This window comes from Pseudomonas iridis (assembly GCF_017980685.1).
GTDB classification, from domain to species: Bacteria; Pseudomonadota; Gammaproteobacteria; order Pseudomonadales; family Pseudomonadaceae; genus Aquipseudomonas; species Aquipseudomonas iridis.
Map to the genome: position 1 here is coordinate 28,225 of NZ_JACXXO010000006.1, position 13,716 is coordinate 41,940.

12 protein-coding genes are annotated in these 13,716 nt (G+C 58.9%); 10 read left to right on the forward strand and 2 right to left on the reverse strand.

What is annotated here, in order from left to right:
• The first annotated feature begins 56 nt into the window (after positions 1-56).
• The 3 genes from IEQ42_RS12210 to IEQ42_RS12220 are packed head-to-tail and all read left to right on the forward strand — an operon-like array spanning position 57 to position 3,904.
• On the forward strand, positions 57-803 hold the full coding sequence (locus IEQ42_RS12210) for a gluconate 2-dehydrogenase subunit 3 family protein (RefSeq protein WP_210703718.1): 747 nt from the start codon (positions 57-59) through the stop codon (positions 801-803).
• Positions 804-805: 2 nt separating this feature from the next.
• Positions 806-2,590 (forward strand): GMC family oxidoreductase, encoded by a 1,785-nt coding sequence (locus tag IEQ42_RS12215; RefSeq protein ID WP_210703719.1) that lies wholly within the window; start codon positions 806-808, stop codon positions 2,588-2,590.
• Between the two features lie 12 nt (positions 2,591-2,602).
• Positions 2,603-3,904: a c-type cytochrome gene (locus IEQ42_RS12220; RefSeq protein WP_210703720.1), complete on the forward strand. Its 1,302-nt coding sequence runs from the start codon at positions 2,603-2,605 to the stop codon at positions 3,902-3,904.
• An 80-nt stretch (positions 3,905-3,984) separates the two neighbouring features.
• Here the strand turns inward: IEQ42_RS12220 and IEQ42_RS12225 are convergent, their stop codons facing one another.
• Positions 3,985-4,287 (reverse strand): hypothetical protein, encoded by a 303-nt coding sequence (locus tag IEQ42_RS12225; protein ID WP_210703721.1) that lies wholly within the window; start codon positions 4,285-4,287, stop codon positions 3,985-3,987.
• A gap of 244 nt (positions 4,288-4,531) precedes the next feature.
• Between IEQ42_RS12225 and IEQ42_RS12230 the strand changes: the two genes are divergently transcribed.
• The 3 genes from IEQ42_RS12230 to IEQ42_RS12240 all read left to right on the forward strand — a co-directional run bounded on the left by IEQ42_RS12230 (position 4,532) and on the right by IEQ42_RS12240 (position 8,173).
• A complete protein-coding gene (locus IEQ42_RS12230; protein ID WP_210703722.1) occupies positions 4,532-5,590 on the forward strand; it encodes a PA0069 family radical SAM protein in 1,059 nt (352 codons plus the stop codon).
• A 237-nt stretch (positions 5,591-5,827) separates the two neighbouring features.
• Complete coding sequence (locus tag IEQ42_RS12235) at positions 5,828-6,556, forward strand: carbonic anhydrase (RefSeq protein WP_210703723.1); 729 nt, start codon at positions 5,828-5,830, stop codon at positions 6,554-6,556.
• Between the two features lie 90 nt (positions 6,557-6,646).
• On the forward strand, positions 6,647-8,173 hold the full coding sequence (locus tag IEQ42_RS12240) for a SulP family inorganic anion transporter (protein WP_210703724.1): 1,527 nt from the start codon (positions 6,647-6,649) through the stop codon (positions 8,171-8,173).
• Between the two features lie 135 nt (positions 8,174-8,308).
• Here the strand turns inward: IEQ42_RS12240 and IEQ42_RS12245 are convergent, their stop codons facing one another.
• Positions 8,309-8,959, reverse strand: a complete 651-nt coding sequence (locus tag IEQ42_RS12245; protein ID WP_210623329.1) for a hypothetical protein — start codon at positions 8,957-8,959, stop codon at positions 8,309-8,311.
• Positions 8,960-9,329: 370 nt separating this feature from the next.
• On the opposite strand from IEQ42_RS12245, the gene coxB reads away from it, so the two are divergent.
• The 4 genes from coxB (at position 9,330) to IEQ42_RS12265 (ending at position 13,716) form a co-directional block, all read left to right on the forward strand.
• Positions 9,330-10,457, forward strand: a complete 1,128-nt coding sequence (gene coxB / locus IEQ42_RS12250; protein ID WP_042556975.1) for a cytochrome c oxidase subunit II — start codon at positions 9,330-9,332, stop codon at positions 10,455-10,457.
• An 82-nt stretch (positions 10,458-10,539) separates the two neighbouring features.
• Entirely contained in the window at positions 10,540-12,126 is a 1,587-nt protein-coding gene (gene ctaD / locus IEQ42_RS12255) for a cytochrome c oxidase subunit I (protein ID WP_042556974.1), read from the forward strand.
• 126 nt (positions 12,127-12,252) lie between these two features.
• Positions 12,253-12,804 carry a cytochrome c oxidase assembly protein gene (locus IEQ42_RS12260; RefSeq protein ID WP_210703725.1) on the forward strand — a complete coding sequence of 184 codons (552 nt, stop codon included), beginning with the start codon at positions 12,253-12,255 and terminating at the stop codon, positions 12,802-12,804.
• Between the two features lie 24 nt (positions 12,805-12,828).
• Positions 12,829-13,716, forward strand: a complete 888-nt coding sequence (locus IEQ42_RS12265) for a cytochrome c oxidase subunit 3 (protein ID WP_042556972.1) — start codon at positions 12,829-12,831, stop codon at positions 13,714-13,716.

Here is a 13,716-nt window from a genome sequence, read left to right on the forward strand (position 1 = left end):
TCAAGCCGTTCGCAGAAACGGTTGACCAATCTTGATGCCTGATGAGGTGCAACCCAATGTCTGATGAGAATCGAGACAACCCGCGGCGTGATTTTTTACGCAAATCCCTGACCCTGATTCCAGTGGTCACCCTCGCCGGCACCGGTTTGGGCAGCAGTGTCCTGCAAGCCTCGCCTGAAGCCGCACCGGCAACACCCGCGGCGCCACCGGCTCGCGCTGACGCGGGCGTTTATCAGCCGAGCTATTTCACCGCCGAGGAATGGGCCTTCATCAATGCCGCCGTGGCGCAGTTGATTCCCGCCGATGCTCAAGGCCCAGGTGCGATCGAAGCGGGCGTGCCGGAATACATCGATCGTCAGATGAACACGCCCTACGCTGCCGGAGCCCTCTGGTACATGCAGGGTCCGTTCAACGCTGAAGCGGCGCCGGAGATGGGTTGGCAGAGCAAATTGGTCCCGAAAGAGATCTATCGTCTCGGCATCGCCGCCACGGATCAGTGGACAAAAGCTCTCAACGGTAAAACATTTGCCGAGCAAGACAGCGCTACCCGAGACGATTTGCTCAAGCAACTCGAAGCCGGCAAACCGCAGTTCGATAGCGTCCCGGCGAAGATTTTCTTCAACCTGCTGCTGCAAAACACCAAAGAAGGGTTCTTCTGCGACCCGATCCATGGCGGCAATAAAGGCATGGTCGGCTGGACCATGATCGGCTTCCCCGGCGCCCGCGCCGATTTCATGGATTGGGTGGAACGCAACGAGCAATACCCCTTCCCGGCAGTTTCGATTCGCGGCGAGAGGGCGTGAGCATGGCAACGGTAATGAAGAAGGTCGACGCAGTGATCGTCGGTTTTGGCTGGACCGGCGCGATCATGGCCAAGGAACTGACCGAAGCGGGCCTCAACGTGCTGGCGCTGGAGCGCGGGCCAATGCAGGACACGTACCCCGACGGCAACTATCCGCAGGTGATCGACGAACTCACCTACAGCGTGCGCAAAAAACTCTTTCAGGACATCTCCAAAGAGACCGTCACCATTCGCCACAGCGTCAACGACATTGCCCTGCCGAATCGCCAGTTGGGCGCGTTCCTGCCGGGCAATGGCGTCGGCGGCGCCGGGCTGCACTGGTCGGGCGTGCACTTTCGCGTCGACCCGATCGAGTTGCGCATGCGCAGCCACTACGAAGAACGCTACGGCAAAAGCTTCATTCCCAAGGACATGACCATTCAGGACTTCGGCGTCAGCTATGAAGAGCTGGAGCCGTTCTTCGATTACGCCGAAAAAGTCTTCGGCACTTCGGGTCAGGCCTGGACCGTTAAAGGCCAGTTGGTCGGTCAGGGCAAGGGCGGTAACCCTTACGCGCCGGATCGCTCGAATCATTTCCCGCTGGAAGCGCAGAAGAACACGGTTTCCGCACAGCTGTTCGGCAAGGCAGCCACAGAGGTTGGTTACAAACCCTACAACCTGCCTTCGGCAAATACTTCAGGGCCGTACACCAATCCCTACGGCGCGCAGATGGGCCCGTGCAACTTCTGCGGATTTTGCAGCGGTTACGTTTGCTACATGTATTCCAAAGCTTCGCCGAACGTGAACATCCTGCCGGCGCTCAAACCGCTGCCGAATTTCGAGCTGCGGGCCAATTCCCATGTGCTGCGGATCAATCTCGACAGCAGTAAAACCAAAGCCACCGGCGTCACCTACATCGATGCGCAAGGTCGGGAGATCGAGCAGCCGGCGGATCTGGTGATCCTCGGCGCGTTCCAGTTGCACAACGTGCGACTGATGCTGCTCTCCGGGATCGGCAAGCCTTACGATCCGATCAGCGGCGAAGGCGTGGTCGGGCGCAACTTTGCTTACCAGAACATGGCAACGATCAAGGCGTTCTTCGACAAGGACACCCACACCAACAACTTCATCGGGGCCGGCGGTAACGGTGTGGCGCTGGATGATTTCAACGCCGACAACTTCGACCACGGCCCGCACGGCTTCGTCGGCGGCTCGCCAATGTGGGTCAACCAGGCCGGCAGCCGACCGATTGCCGGCACCTCGAACCCGCCGGGCACGCCGGCCTGGGGCAGCGCATGGAAACGCGCGACCGCCGATTACTACACCCACCAGGTGTCGATGGACGCCCACGGCGCGCATCAGTCCTACAGAGGTAACTACCTCGATCTCGATCCGGTGTACCGCGATGCCTACGGCTTGCCGCTGCTGCGCATGACCTTCGACTGGCAGGAAAACGACATCAAGATGAACCGCTTCATGGTCGAAAAAATGGGCAAGGTCGCCGAAGCGATGGGCCCGAAAGCCATTGCGGTGATCGGTAAGAAAGTCGGCGACCACTTCAACACCGCGTCGTACCAGACCACCCACCTCAACGGTGGCGCGATCATGGGCACCGATCCGAAGAAGAGCGCGTTGAACCGTTACCTGCAGAGCTGGGACGTGCACAACGTCTTCGTTCCGGGCGCCTCGGCATTCCCGCAAGGCCTGGGCTACAACCCGACAGGTCTGGTCGCGGCGTTGACCTATTGGTCGGCGAAGGCGATCCGCGAGCAATACCTGAAAAAACCCGGCCCGCTGGTTCAGGCTTAAGGAGCGATGACCATGAAGAAGTTTGTTATCGCGTCCCTTGCGCTGCTCGGCAGTGCTGCATTGCAAGCGGCCGAAGTCGATCAATCCTTGATCAAGCAGGGTGAATACCTGTCCCGCGCCGGTGACTGCGTGGCGTGCCACACCGCGAAAAACGGCAAGCCGTTCGCCGGGGGCCTGCCAATGGAAACCCCGATCGGCACGATCTACTCGACCAATATCACCCCGGATAAAACCGGCGTGGGTGATTACAGCTTCGAGGACTTTGATCAGGCAGTGCGTCATGGCGTCGCCAAAAACGGTAGTACGTTGTACCCGGCGATGCCGTATCCGTCCTACGCCCGTGTCAGCGAAACCGACATGAAAGCGTTGTACGCGTACTTCATGCACGGCGTGCAACCCGTCGCGCAAGAGAACAAGGCCAGCGACATTCCATGGCCGTTGAGCATGCGCTGGCCGCTGATGGGCTGGCGCTGGATGTTTGCGCCGAAGGTCGAGGACTACAAGTCGACGTCAGACGACCCGGTGATTGATCGTGGGGCGTATCTGGTCGAAGGGCTCGGACATTGCGGCGCCTGCCATACGCCACGTGCCCTGACCATGCAGGAAAAATCCCTGAGTGCGGCCGATGGCAGCCACTTTCTGGCCGGCAGCGCGCCGCTGGAAGGCTGGATCGCCAAGAGTCTGCGTGGCGATCACAAGGATGGACTCGGCAGCTGGAGCGAGGAGCAACTGGTGCAATTCCTCAAGACCGGCCGCAGTGATCGCAGCGCCGTGTTCGGCGGCATGAGCGATGTGGTTACCCACAGCATGCAGTACATGACCGACGCCGACCTGACGGCGATTGCGCGCTATCTCAAGTCGTTGCCGGCCAGTGATCCGAACGATCAGCCACACCAATACGACGCGACAGCCGCCAAGGCCCTGTGGAACGGTGATGACAGCCAGCGCGGCGCCTCGGTGTACATCGACAACTGCGCGGCATGCCATCGCACCGACGGTCACGGTTACACCCGTGTGTTTCCGGCGCTGGCAGGCAACCCGGTGTTGCAATCAGACGACCCGACCTCGCTGATTCACATTGTGCTCAAGGGCGGTACATTGCCCGCGACGCACACTGCGCCATCGACTTTCACCATGCCTGGTTTTGCCTGGCGGTTATCGGATCAGGAAGTGGCGGATGTGGTGAGCTTCATTCGTGGTAGTTGGGGCAACAAGGGCGCGCCAGTGTCGGCCAAAGACGTCGCGGGACTGCGTACCGACGATATGAAAACAATGTCTGGTGATGATCTTGGCCAGGTAACCAGCCACAACTAAAAACATAAAACCCTGCATGAATCATTCATGCAGGGTTTTTGTTGCAACTTGTCGTGATGACCAATGTTTCAACAAGCGATTCAAGGATTGACGATACTCACATAAGCCTTGGCCAATGCCTCCAACTTGGCCTTGTCATCACTATCAATATCGCCGTCGCCGTCCACATCCTTCTTATCGGTGCGGATGGTGAACGACTTGCCACGATCGCTGGACACCGCGATAACATAAATCGAATCGACCAAGGACTCGGTCGACAGCTGCTCATCCGCGTCCCAGCCCAGTTCCTTGCGAGCAAGTTGCATCGAAACAACAGTATTGGGTTCCGATGGACCCGGCAGCATCATTTGCAGAAAAACACCACGCTGATTGAGAAACGACATAAATCAAATCCTTTTAGAGTTAATACACAGGCATCAGTGCCGGTAAGTTGCGAAGGCTATATTTGATAACTTCCCCTCACAACCAAACATATGTTTCCCGGGTTTTCTTTGGTTCTAACTATTTATATAAACAGCGAACAGAACCGCAGAATGATCCGCGACGGCTTTTCTATGGCCGAACGGTACTGGATCGTCCCGGCGCTGCTCATATACTGTATGCATATACAGACACGAGGTTCGCCCAATGATCAGCCCTCTCCCCCCTCGCGGTCGCGGCACTGCGACCAACCCGCACAACCGCTTCGCGCCAAACCGCTCGGTGGCGGAGGACGACGGCTGGTATCAGGAAGTGCCCGAAACGCAAAACACCGAGGTGATGATCGAAACCGCAAAAACCATCATTACCCGTAACACTTCGCCTGACCTGCCCTTTGATCGCTCCATCAATCCCTATCGCGGCTGCGAGCATGGCTGCATCTATTGCTACGCTCGGCCCAGCCACGCCTATTGGGACATGTCGCCCGGGCTGGATTTCGAAACCAGGCTGATCGCCAAGACCAACGCCGCGCAGGTGCTGGAAGAACAGTTGAGCAAGCGCGGCTATCAATGTGCGCCGATCAACCTGGGCTCCAATACCGATCCTTATCAGCCAATCGAACGCGAACATAAAATCACCCGTCAGATCCTCGAAGTGCTGTTGCGCTATCGGCACCCGGTAACCATCGTCACCAAGGGCTCGCTGATCCTGCGTGATCTCGACTTGCTGACCGAACTGGCGCAGCAGCGGCTGGTGGCCGTGATGATCAGCCTCACGACGCTGGACGACGAACTCAAACGCATCCTCGAACCGCGCGCCGCAGCGCCCAAGGCGCGGTTGCGGGCGATCCGGGTGATGCGCGAAGCGGGCATTCCCGTGGGTGTGCTGTGTTCACCGATGATTCCGATGATCAACGACAGCGAGATCGAAGGCCTGCTCACCGAAGCTCACGCCGCCGGTGCGCAAAGCGCTGCGTACATGATGCTGCGCCTGCCGCTGGAGGTGGCGCCGTTGTTCGAGGAGTGGCTGCAAGCGCACTATCCGCAAAGGGCGACACACGTGCTGAGTCTGATTCGTCAAAGCCGTGGCGGTGAGCTTTATGACAGCCGTTTCGGTGCGCGCATGCGGGGCGAAGGGCCGTTCGCCGACCTGCTCGCCCAGCGCTTTGCCAAGGCGATCAAGCGTCTTGGCCTCAATCATCGCGAAGGCTACAACCTTGATTGCACCGCCTTCTGTCCGCCGGGTCGCCAGATGTCGTTGATTTAGCGACAATTGCCTTATGGTTGAGGGGTTGGAAACCTTCCGTCGAAAACTTCAGTCACGTTTTTTGTGACCTGGAACACACGTTCTAGAGCGTTTGATTCAGTTTGAGTTAAGTTTCGGCGGCTACCTTGTTCATCGAGTGACTGACGGGTCGGGATGGCCCGGATGTTTTAAACAGCCACTGGCTTCATATCGGAATACCGGGGCAAGACTCCCTGAATCCGCCAAAGAGGATGAATCATGAGTGACAAGGATAAACAGCCGCTGGCTGTGTCGGCGCAAACCCCTGAAGCGGAATCCGCCGATGCAGCGCTGCGACAGATCGTAGACGGCTTTTTGCATTTTCATCATGAGGTCTTCCCGCAGCAGGAAGAACTCTTCAAGAAACTCGCCACGGCCCAAGCGCCCAAGGCGATGTTCATCACTTGCGCCGACTCGCGCATCGTTCCCGAACTGATTACCCAGAGCTCCCCCGGCGATCTGTTCGTGACGCGTAACGTGGGCAACGTCGTGCCACCTTACGGCCAGATGAACGGCGGCGTTTCCACTGCCATCGAATACGCGGTTCTGGCGCTGGGCGTGCAGCACATCATCATCTGCGGCCACTCCGATTGCGGCGCCATGCGTGCGGTGCTCAACCCCGATAGCCTGGAAAAAATGCCGACGGTCAAAGCCTGGTTGCGCCACGCTGAAGTCGCGAAAACCATGGTGCATGAGAACTGTCACTGCGCCGACGAAAAAGAAAGTATGCCGATCCTCACCGAGGAAAACGTCATCGCCCAATTGCAGCACTTGCGTACCCATCCCTCGGTAGCCTCACGCATGGCGAACGGTCATCTGTTCATCCATGGCTGGGTCTACAACATCGAAACCAGTGAAATCAAAGCTTACGATGCGGATCAGGGCCGTTTCCTGCCGCTCGATGGCAGCCATCCGATTCCGGTGGCGACGCCCAAAGCGCGCTTCTAAATCTTCCTGACAATCTGTGTGGTTTGACGCCGGCCGCTGTTTCAGCGGCCCGGCCTCGCCATGCCTGAAGAAAACTTCGGGAGAATCACCATGCGTGCTGCTCAATTGAAAGCTGTGTTGCCACGGGAGCTGCTCGCATCCGTGGTTGTGTTCTTGGTCGCCCTGCCGTTGTGCATGGGCATTGCAATCGCTTCAGGGTTGCCGCCAGCGAAGGGTTTGATCACCGGGATCATCGGTGGTCTGGTGGTGGGTTGGCTGGCGGGTTCACCGTTACAGGTCAGCGGGCCGGCGGCAGGGCTGGCGGTTTTGGTGTTCGAACTGGTGCGCCAGCACGGTATCGAGATGCTCGGGCCGATTTTGCTACTCGCCGGTTTCCTGCAACTGGTGGCCGGGCGACTGAAGCTCGGCTGCTGGTTTCGGGTCACGGCGCCAGCGGTGGTCTACGGCATGCTTGCCGGGATTGGCGTGTTGATCGTGCTGTCACAGGTGCATGTGATGCTCGATGCGTCGCCGAAACCTTCCGGGCTCGATAACCTCACGGCATTCCCCGCCGCGGTGGCGCAAGCCTTGCCGTCGTTTGGCTGGCAGGCCGGGTTGCTCGGGTTGTCGACGATTGCGGTGATGTGGCTGTGGGAGAAATTCCGCCCACACTCGCTGCGGTTCGTTCCCGGCGCATTGCTCGGTGTTGGCCTGGCGACGGGCGCCAGTCTGCTGCTGGCGTTGCAGGTGAAACGGGTTGAGGTGCCGGCGAATCTGGCGGAAGCCATCGACTGGTTGAAACCGGCAGACTTGCTCAGTCTGGCAGATCCGACGCTGCTGATCGCCGCGTTCGCCGTGGCGTTTATCGCCAGCGCCGAAACCCTGTTGTCGGCCGCCGCGGTAGACCGCATGCACAATGGCGTGCGTTCGGACTTCGACCGTGAACTCTCGGCGCAAGGTGTCGGCAACATGCTCTGCGGCCTGCTCGGCGCACTGCCGATGACCGGGGTGATCGTGCGCAGTTCGGCCAACGTCCAGGCCGGTGCAACCACGCGTTACTCGACGATCTTCCATGGTCTGTGGCTGCTGGCGTTCGTGCTGTTGCTGTCGAGTGTGCTGCAAAGCATTCCGGTGGCGAGTCTGGCGGGTGTGCTGGTGTATACCGGCTTCAAACTGGTCGACCTGAAAGCCTTCCGTGGTCTTAGCCGTTATGGGCGGATGCCGATGTTCACCTACGCCGCCACGGCGCTGGCGATCATCTTCACTGACCTGCTGACCGGTGTGCTGATCGGTTTTGGTCTGACGATGTTGAAACTGGCGTTCAAGGCTTCGCGATTGAAGATCAGCTTGATCGACCTGCCGCCGGAAGGGGAAATGGAGTTACGTCTGATCGGCGCGGCGACCTTCCTCAAAGTACCGGCGCTGACCCAGGTGCTGAACACGATTCCAGCAGGCTCGACGGTGCATGTGCCGCTCAATAATCTGAGCTACATCGACCATTCGTGTCTGGAGTTGCTGGAAGAGTGGGGCCGGGCGAATGCGGCCAAGGGGTCGAAACTGGTGATCGAGTCGCGTGGGTTGAAGCGTAGGCTCGAAGGCAGGGTGCGGACCAATACCGGAATCGGCGCGGCCGGCTAAACAATTCGTTGTGAATGCAAACCCTGTGGGAGCTGGCTTGCCAGCGATGGCGGAGTTTCAGTCACCGATGATGTTGACTGATCCACCGCTATCGCTGGCAAGCCAGCTCCCACAATGATTTGTGTTGGCTTTGGATTACGCAGCAGGCTGATCCAGCTCCAGACCCACACCCAATCGGCGACCCATGCAAGGCCAGCGTTTCCACGCCGCACCGGTCTCAGGGCTGCTGAGTTTTTCGCGGTAGATCTCGACTGATTCCAGCGCAAAACTTTCGTCGTTGAGCATCTCGTCGATGGCGTGATGTACCGCTTCGTCCAGTTGGTTGGCAAATTCCTCACCGATCAACTGGTGAGCAATCAAGTTGGCGACCGTCATGTCCAAGGGGATCAAGGGCTGGCCGAAATGCTTGATGTACAGGTCATTGACCTCTTCGACAAAACGGTGCGCCAGATAGGCTTCGTCCAGCAGGCTGTCCAGGCCAACGTGCCCGGCCATGATGGCTGGCGGCTGGAGGAAGTACTGCTCGGCGATTCTGAGCACCGGTTTGATCTGCGATTCAATTCCCGCTTCCCTGGCGACTTCATTGGCTGCATCCAGCAGGTCCGGTACTTCATCGATGTAGGCGGCGACAAAACGCGTCAGTACGCCATTGGCGTCGGCCTCCGGCAATTGGATCGCCGGGTGTAAATGAGGCAGCTTGCTTTCCAGCTGACGGGTCAGCAGGCCGGTTTCTTTCTCGTGCTGTTGGGCTTTTTGGATCTGCTCGCGCAATGCGGCGGTGTTCATGAAAACTCCAGGGAACAAGGCAATGAAATAGGGAAGACATAAGTTAGCTGGCTTACGAAAAATGCTAAGACGCATTTGTCATAATTATTTCATCCTTGATGCGCCCGCGTTATATCTGTTTGCCACCACTCGTCTGCATCCTTCTCCATTCCTGCCCTTGAACGCAAGTGCTCGCTGTTTCACATCATTTACGAGCAGACATTGCAATTCTCAGCCGCTGACTATACTCGCCAGTGAATGGAGTTAGCTGATGACGCCCGACTGCACCCGCAGCAAGGCTCGGCGATTCAAGTTCGTAGTCTGATGCAGCCGCTCCCTTGCCGCAGGCGTTACGCCTCCGGGATAACAAGAACGATAAGGGGAACCCGCAATGATGCGACATCCACACGTCTGGATGGGCCTCCTGTTGTGGTCGATTTTCAGCCCGGCCAATGCGGCCTGGACTGTGAATATGGCGCCTGGAGCGACTGAAATCAGTCACGCAGTATTCGACCTGCACATGACCATTTTCTGGATCTGTGTGGTGATCGGGGTCATCGTCTTCGGCGCCATGTTCTGGTCGATGATGGTGCACCGCCGCTCTACCGGGCAGGTCGCCGCAAAATTCCACGAAAGCACCACCGTCGAAATTCTCTGGACCGTCGTACCGCTGCTGATTCTGGTAGCGATGGCCGTGCCGGCGACCGCCACCCTGATCAAGATGTACGACAGCAGTGAGCCGGATATCGATATCCAGATCACCGGTTATCAGTGGAAGTGGCATTACAAATACCTGGGCCAGGACGTCGAATTCTTCAGCAACCTGGCCACTCCCGCCGAGCAGATCCAGAACAAGGAAGCCAAGGGCGAGCATTACCTGCTTGAGGTCGACAAGCCGCTGGTGCTGCCGACCGGCGCCAAGGTGCGCTTCCTCGTGACCTCCGCTGACGTGATCCATTCCTGGTGGGTGCCGGCCTTTGCGGTCAAGCGCGATGCGATTCCGGGGTTCGTCAACGAAGCCTGGACCCGCGTCGACAAACCGGGCATTTACCGTGGCCAGTGCGCCGAACTGTGCGGCAAGGATCACGGCTTCATGCCGATCGTGGTCGAGGTCAAGGATAAGGCCGACTACGAAACCTGGCTCGCCGAGCGCAAAGCCGAGGCTGCGCAGCTCAAAGAACTGACCAGCAAGGAATGGACCCTCGACGAGCTCAAGGAGCGCGGCGACAAGGTCTATCACACCGCTTGCGTCGCCTGTCACCAGGCCGAAGGCCAGGGCCTGCCGCCGATGTTCCCGGCGCTCAAAGGCTCGAAAATCGCCACCGGCCCGATCAAGGATCACCTGAGCATCGTCTTCCACGGCAAACCCGGCACCGCCATGGCGGCGTTCGGCAAGCAGTTGTCGGAAGTCGATATCGCCGCCGTTGTGACCTACGAACGTAACGCGTGGGGCAACAACAAGGGCGACATGGTGACGCCAAAAGAAGTGCTGGAGCTGAAACAGGCGGAAAGCAAATGAGCCGGTCTATTGCGTACTTCGTGAATCGGTCGGGGCTCCTCGCCCCGGCCCGCCCCGTCCACTCGCTTGAAGGAGACCGGCCATGAGCGCTGTCATCGATGACCACGGTCACGCCGATCACGCCCACGGCCCGGCCAAAGGCCTGATGCGCTGGGTGCTGACCACCAACCACAAGGACATCGGCACGCTGTACCTGTGGTTTGCGTTCTGCATGTTCCTGCTCGGCGGCTCGTTCGCCATGGTGATCCGCGCCGAGCTGTTCCAGCCCGGTTTGCAGATCGTCGAACCGGCGTTCTTCAACCAGATGACCACCATGCACGGTTTGGTGATGGTGTTCGGTGCGGTGATGCCGGCGTTCGTCGGCCTCGCCAACTGGATGATCCCGTTGATGATCGGCGCGCCGGACATGGCCCTGCCGCGCATGAACAACTTCAGCTTCTGGCTGCTGCCGGCGGCGTTCCTGCTGCTGGTTTCAACCCTGTTCAGCCCCGGTGGCGGGCCGAACTTCGGCTGGACGTTCTACGCGCCGTTATCGACGACTTACGCACCTGAAAGCGTGACGTTCTTCATCTTTGCCATTCACCTGATGGGGATCAGCTCGATCATGGGCGCGATCAACGTGGTCGCGACCATCCTCAACCTGCGCGCCCCCGGCATGACGTTAATGAAAATGCCGCTGTTCGTCTGGACCTGGCTGATCACCGCGTTTCTGCTGATCGCGGTGATGCCGGTGCTGGCCGGGTGCGTGACGATGATGCTGATGGACATCCACTTCGGCACCAGTTTCTTCAGTGCTGCCGGTGGCGGTGACCCGGTGTTGTTCCAGCATGTGTTCTGGTTCTTCGGCCACCCCGAGGTATACATCATGATCCTGCCGGCTTTCGGCGCCGTCAGCTCGATCATCCCGACGTTCTCGCGCAAACCGCTGTTCGGCTACACCTCGATGGTCTACGCCACGGCGAGCATCGCGTTCCTGTCGTTTATCGTCTGGGCGCACCACATGTTTGTGGTCGGTATTCCGTTGGTGGGCGAGCTGTTTTTCATGTACGCCACGCTACTGATCGCCGTGCCCACCGGGGTCAAGGTGTTCAACTGGGCGAGCACCATGTGGCAAGGCTCGCTGACCTTCGAAACGCCGATGCTGTTCGCCGTGGCGTTCGTCATCCTGTTCTCCATTGGCGGGTTCTCCGGGCTGATGCTGGCCATCGCCCCGGCGGACTTCCAGTATCAGGACACCTATTTCGTGGTGGCGCATTTCCACTACGTGCTGGTGCCGGGGGCGATCTTCGGGATCTTCGCCTCGGCCTACTACTGGCTGCCGAAATGGACCGGGCACATGTACGACGAAACCCTCGGCAAGCTGCATTTCTGGTTGTCATTCATCGGGATGAACATGGCCTTCTTCCCGATGCACTTTGTCGGTCTTGCGGGAATGCCGCGACGGATTCCGGACTACAACCTGCAATTCGCCGACTTCAACATGGTCTCCTCGATCGGCGCGTTCATGTTCGGCGCCACGCAGATCTTCTTCCTGTTCATCGTCATCAAGACCATCCGTGGCGGCGAACCGGCACCGGCCAAACCGTGGGATGGCGCCGAAGGCCTGGAGTGGAGCGTGCCGTCGCCGGCGCCGTATCACACCTTCACTACGCCGCCGGAAGTGAAATGAACACAGAACTCCCTGTGGGAGCGAGCCTGCTCGCGAAGAACGATGACGCGGTTCATCTGATGCACCGAGTTGTCTGCTTCGCGAGCAGGCTCGCTCCCACAAGGGATCTGATGAGAGGCATGAACCATGGCTGACTCGATCTCGCTGAAAAAACTCGTTACCCGACTGCTCGGTGTGGTGGTCGCGATGTTCATTTTCGGTTTTGCCCTGGTGCCGATCTATGACGTGATGTGCAAAGCCTTCGGCATCAACGGCAAGACCGGCGGCCAGTACGAGGGTGAGCAGGTGGTAGATATCTCGCGCCAGGTGCGCGTGCAGTTTCTGTCGACCAACACTGCCGACATGCCTTGGGATTTCTATCCCAAGCACGATGAACTCACGGCCAACCCCGGCGCGGTCAACGAGATGATCTTCATCGCCCGCAACCCCACCGACAAACCGATGAGTGCGCAAGCCGTACCGAGCATCGCACCGAGTAATGCCGCCGCGTATTTCCACAAGACCGAATGCTTTTGCTTTACCCAGCAGGTGCTGCAGCCCGGGCAACAGATCGAGATGCCGGTGCGTTTCATTGTTGACCGCGACATGCCCAAGGAAGTGAAGCACCTGACGCTGTCCTACACGCTGTTCGATATCACCGCCCGACATCCACCGGTGGCTGTAAACACTGGCGGTTAGCGTGCCCGATAAGGAGAACAATAAATGGCAACTCATGAGCACTATTACGTTCCGGCCCAGAGCAAGTGGCCGATCATCGCCACGATCGGGATGTTGGTCACCGTGTACGGTCTGGCCGTCTGGTTCAACGATCTGAAGGCAGCGCGCCCGGAATCCCACGGCCCGCTGATCTTTTTCGTCGGTGGCCTGCTGGTGGCGTACATGCTGTTCGGCTGGTTCGGCACGGTGATCAAGGAAAGCCGCGCGGGGCTATACAGCGCGCAGCTGGACCGCTCGTTCCGCTGGGGCATGAGCTGGTTCATCTTTTCCGAGGTGATGTTCTTCGTCGCTTTCTTCGGGGCGCTGTTCTACGTGCGGCACATTTCCGGCCCGGCACTCGGAGGTGAAGGCCCCAAAGGGGTCGCGCACATGCTTTGGCCAAACTTTCAGTTCACCTGGCCGCTGCTGAACACGCCGGACCCGAAACTGTTCCCGCCGGCCAAGGACGTCATCAGCCCGTGGGGCCTGCCGCTGATCAACACGATTCTGCTGGTCAGCTCAAGCGTGACCATCACCATCGCCCACCATGCGCTGAAGAAAGGCCATCGCGGCGCGCTGAAAATCTGGCTGGCGATCACCGTGCTGCTGGGCTGTGCGTTCCTTGGTTTCCAGGCCGAAGAATACATTCACGCTTACAAGGAGCTGGGCCTGACCCTGGGTTCGGGCATCTACGGCGCGACGTTCTTCATGCTCACCGGTTTCCACGGCGCCCACGTGACCATCGGCACGATCATTCTGTTTGTGATGCTGATGCGGATCATGAAGGGCCACTTCGACAACGAGCATCAGTTCGGCTTTGAAGCGGCGAGCTGGTATTGGCACTTCGTCGACGTGGTGTGGATCGGCTTGTTCATCTTCGTTTATGTGCTTTAA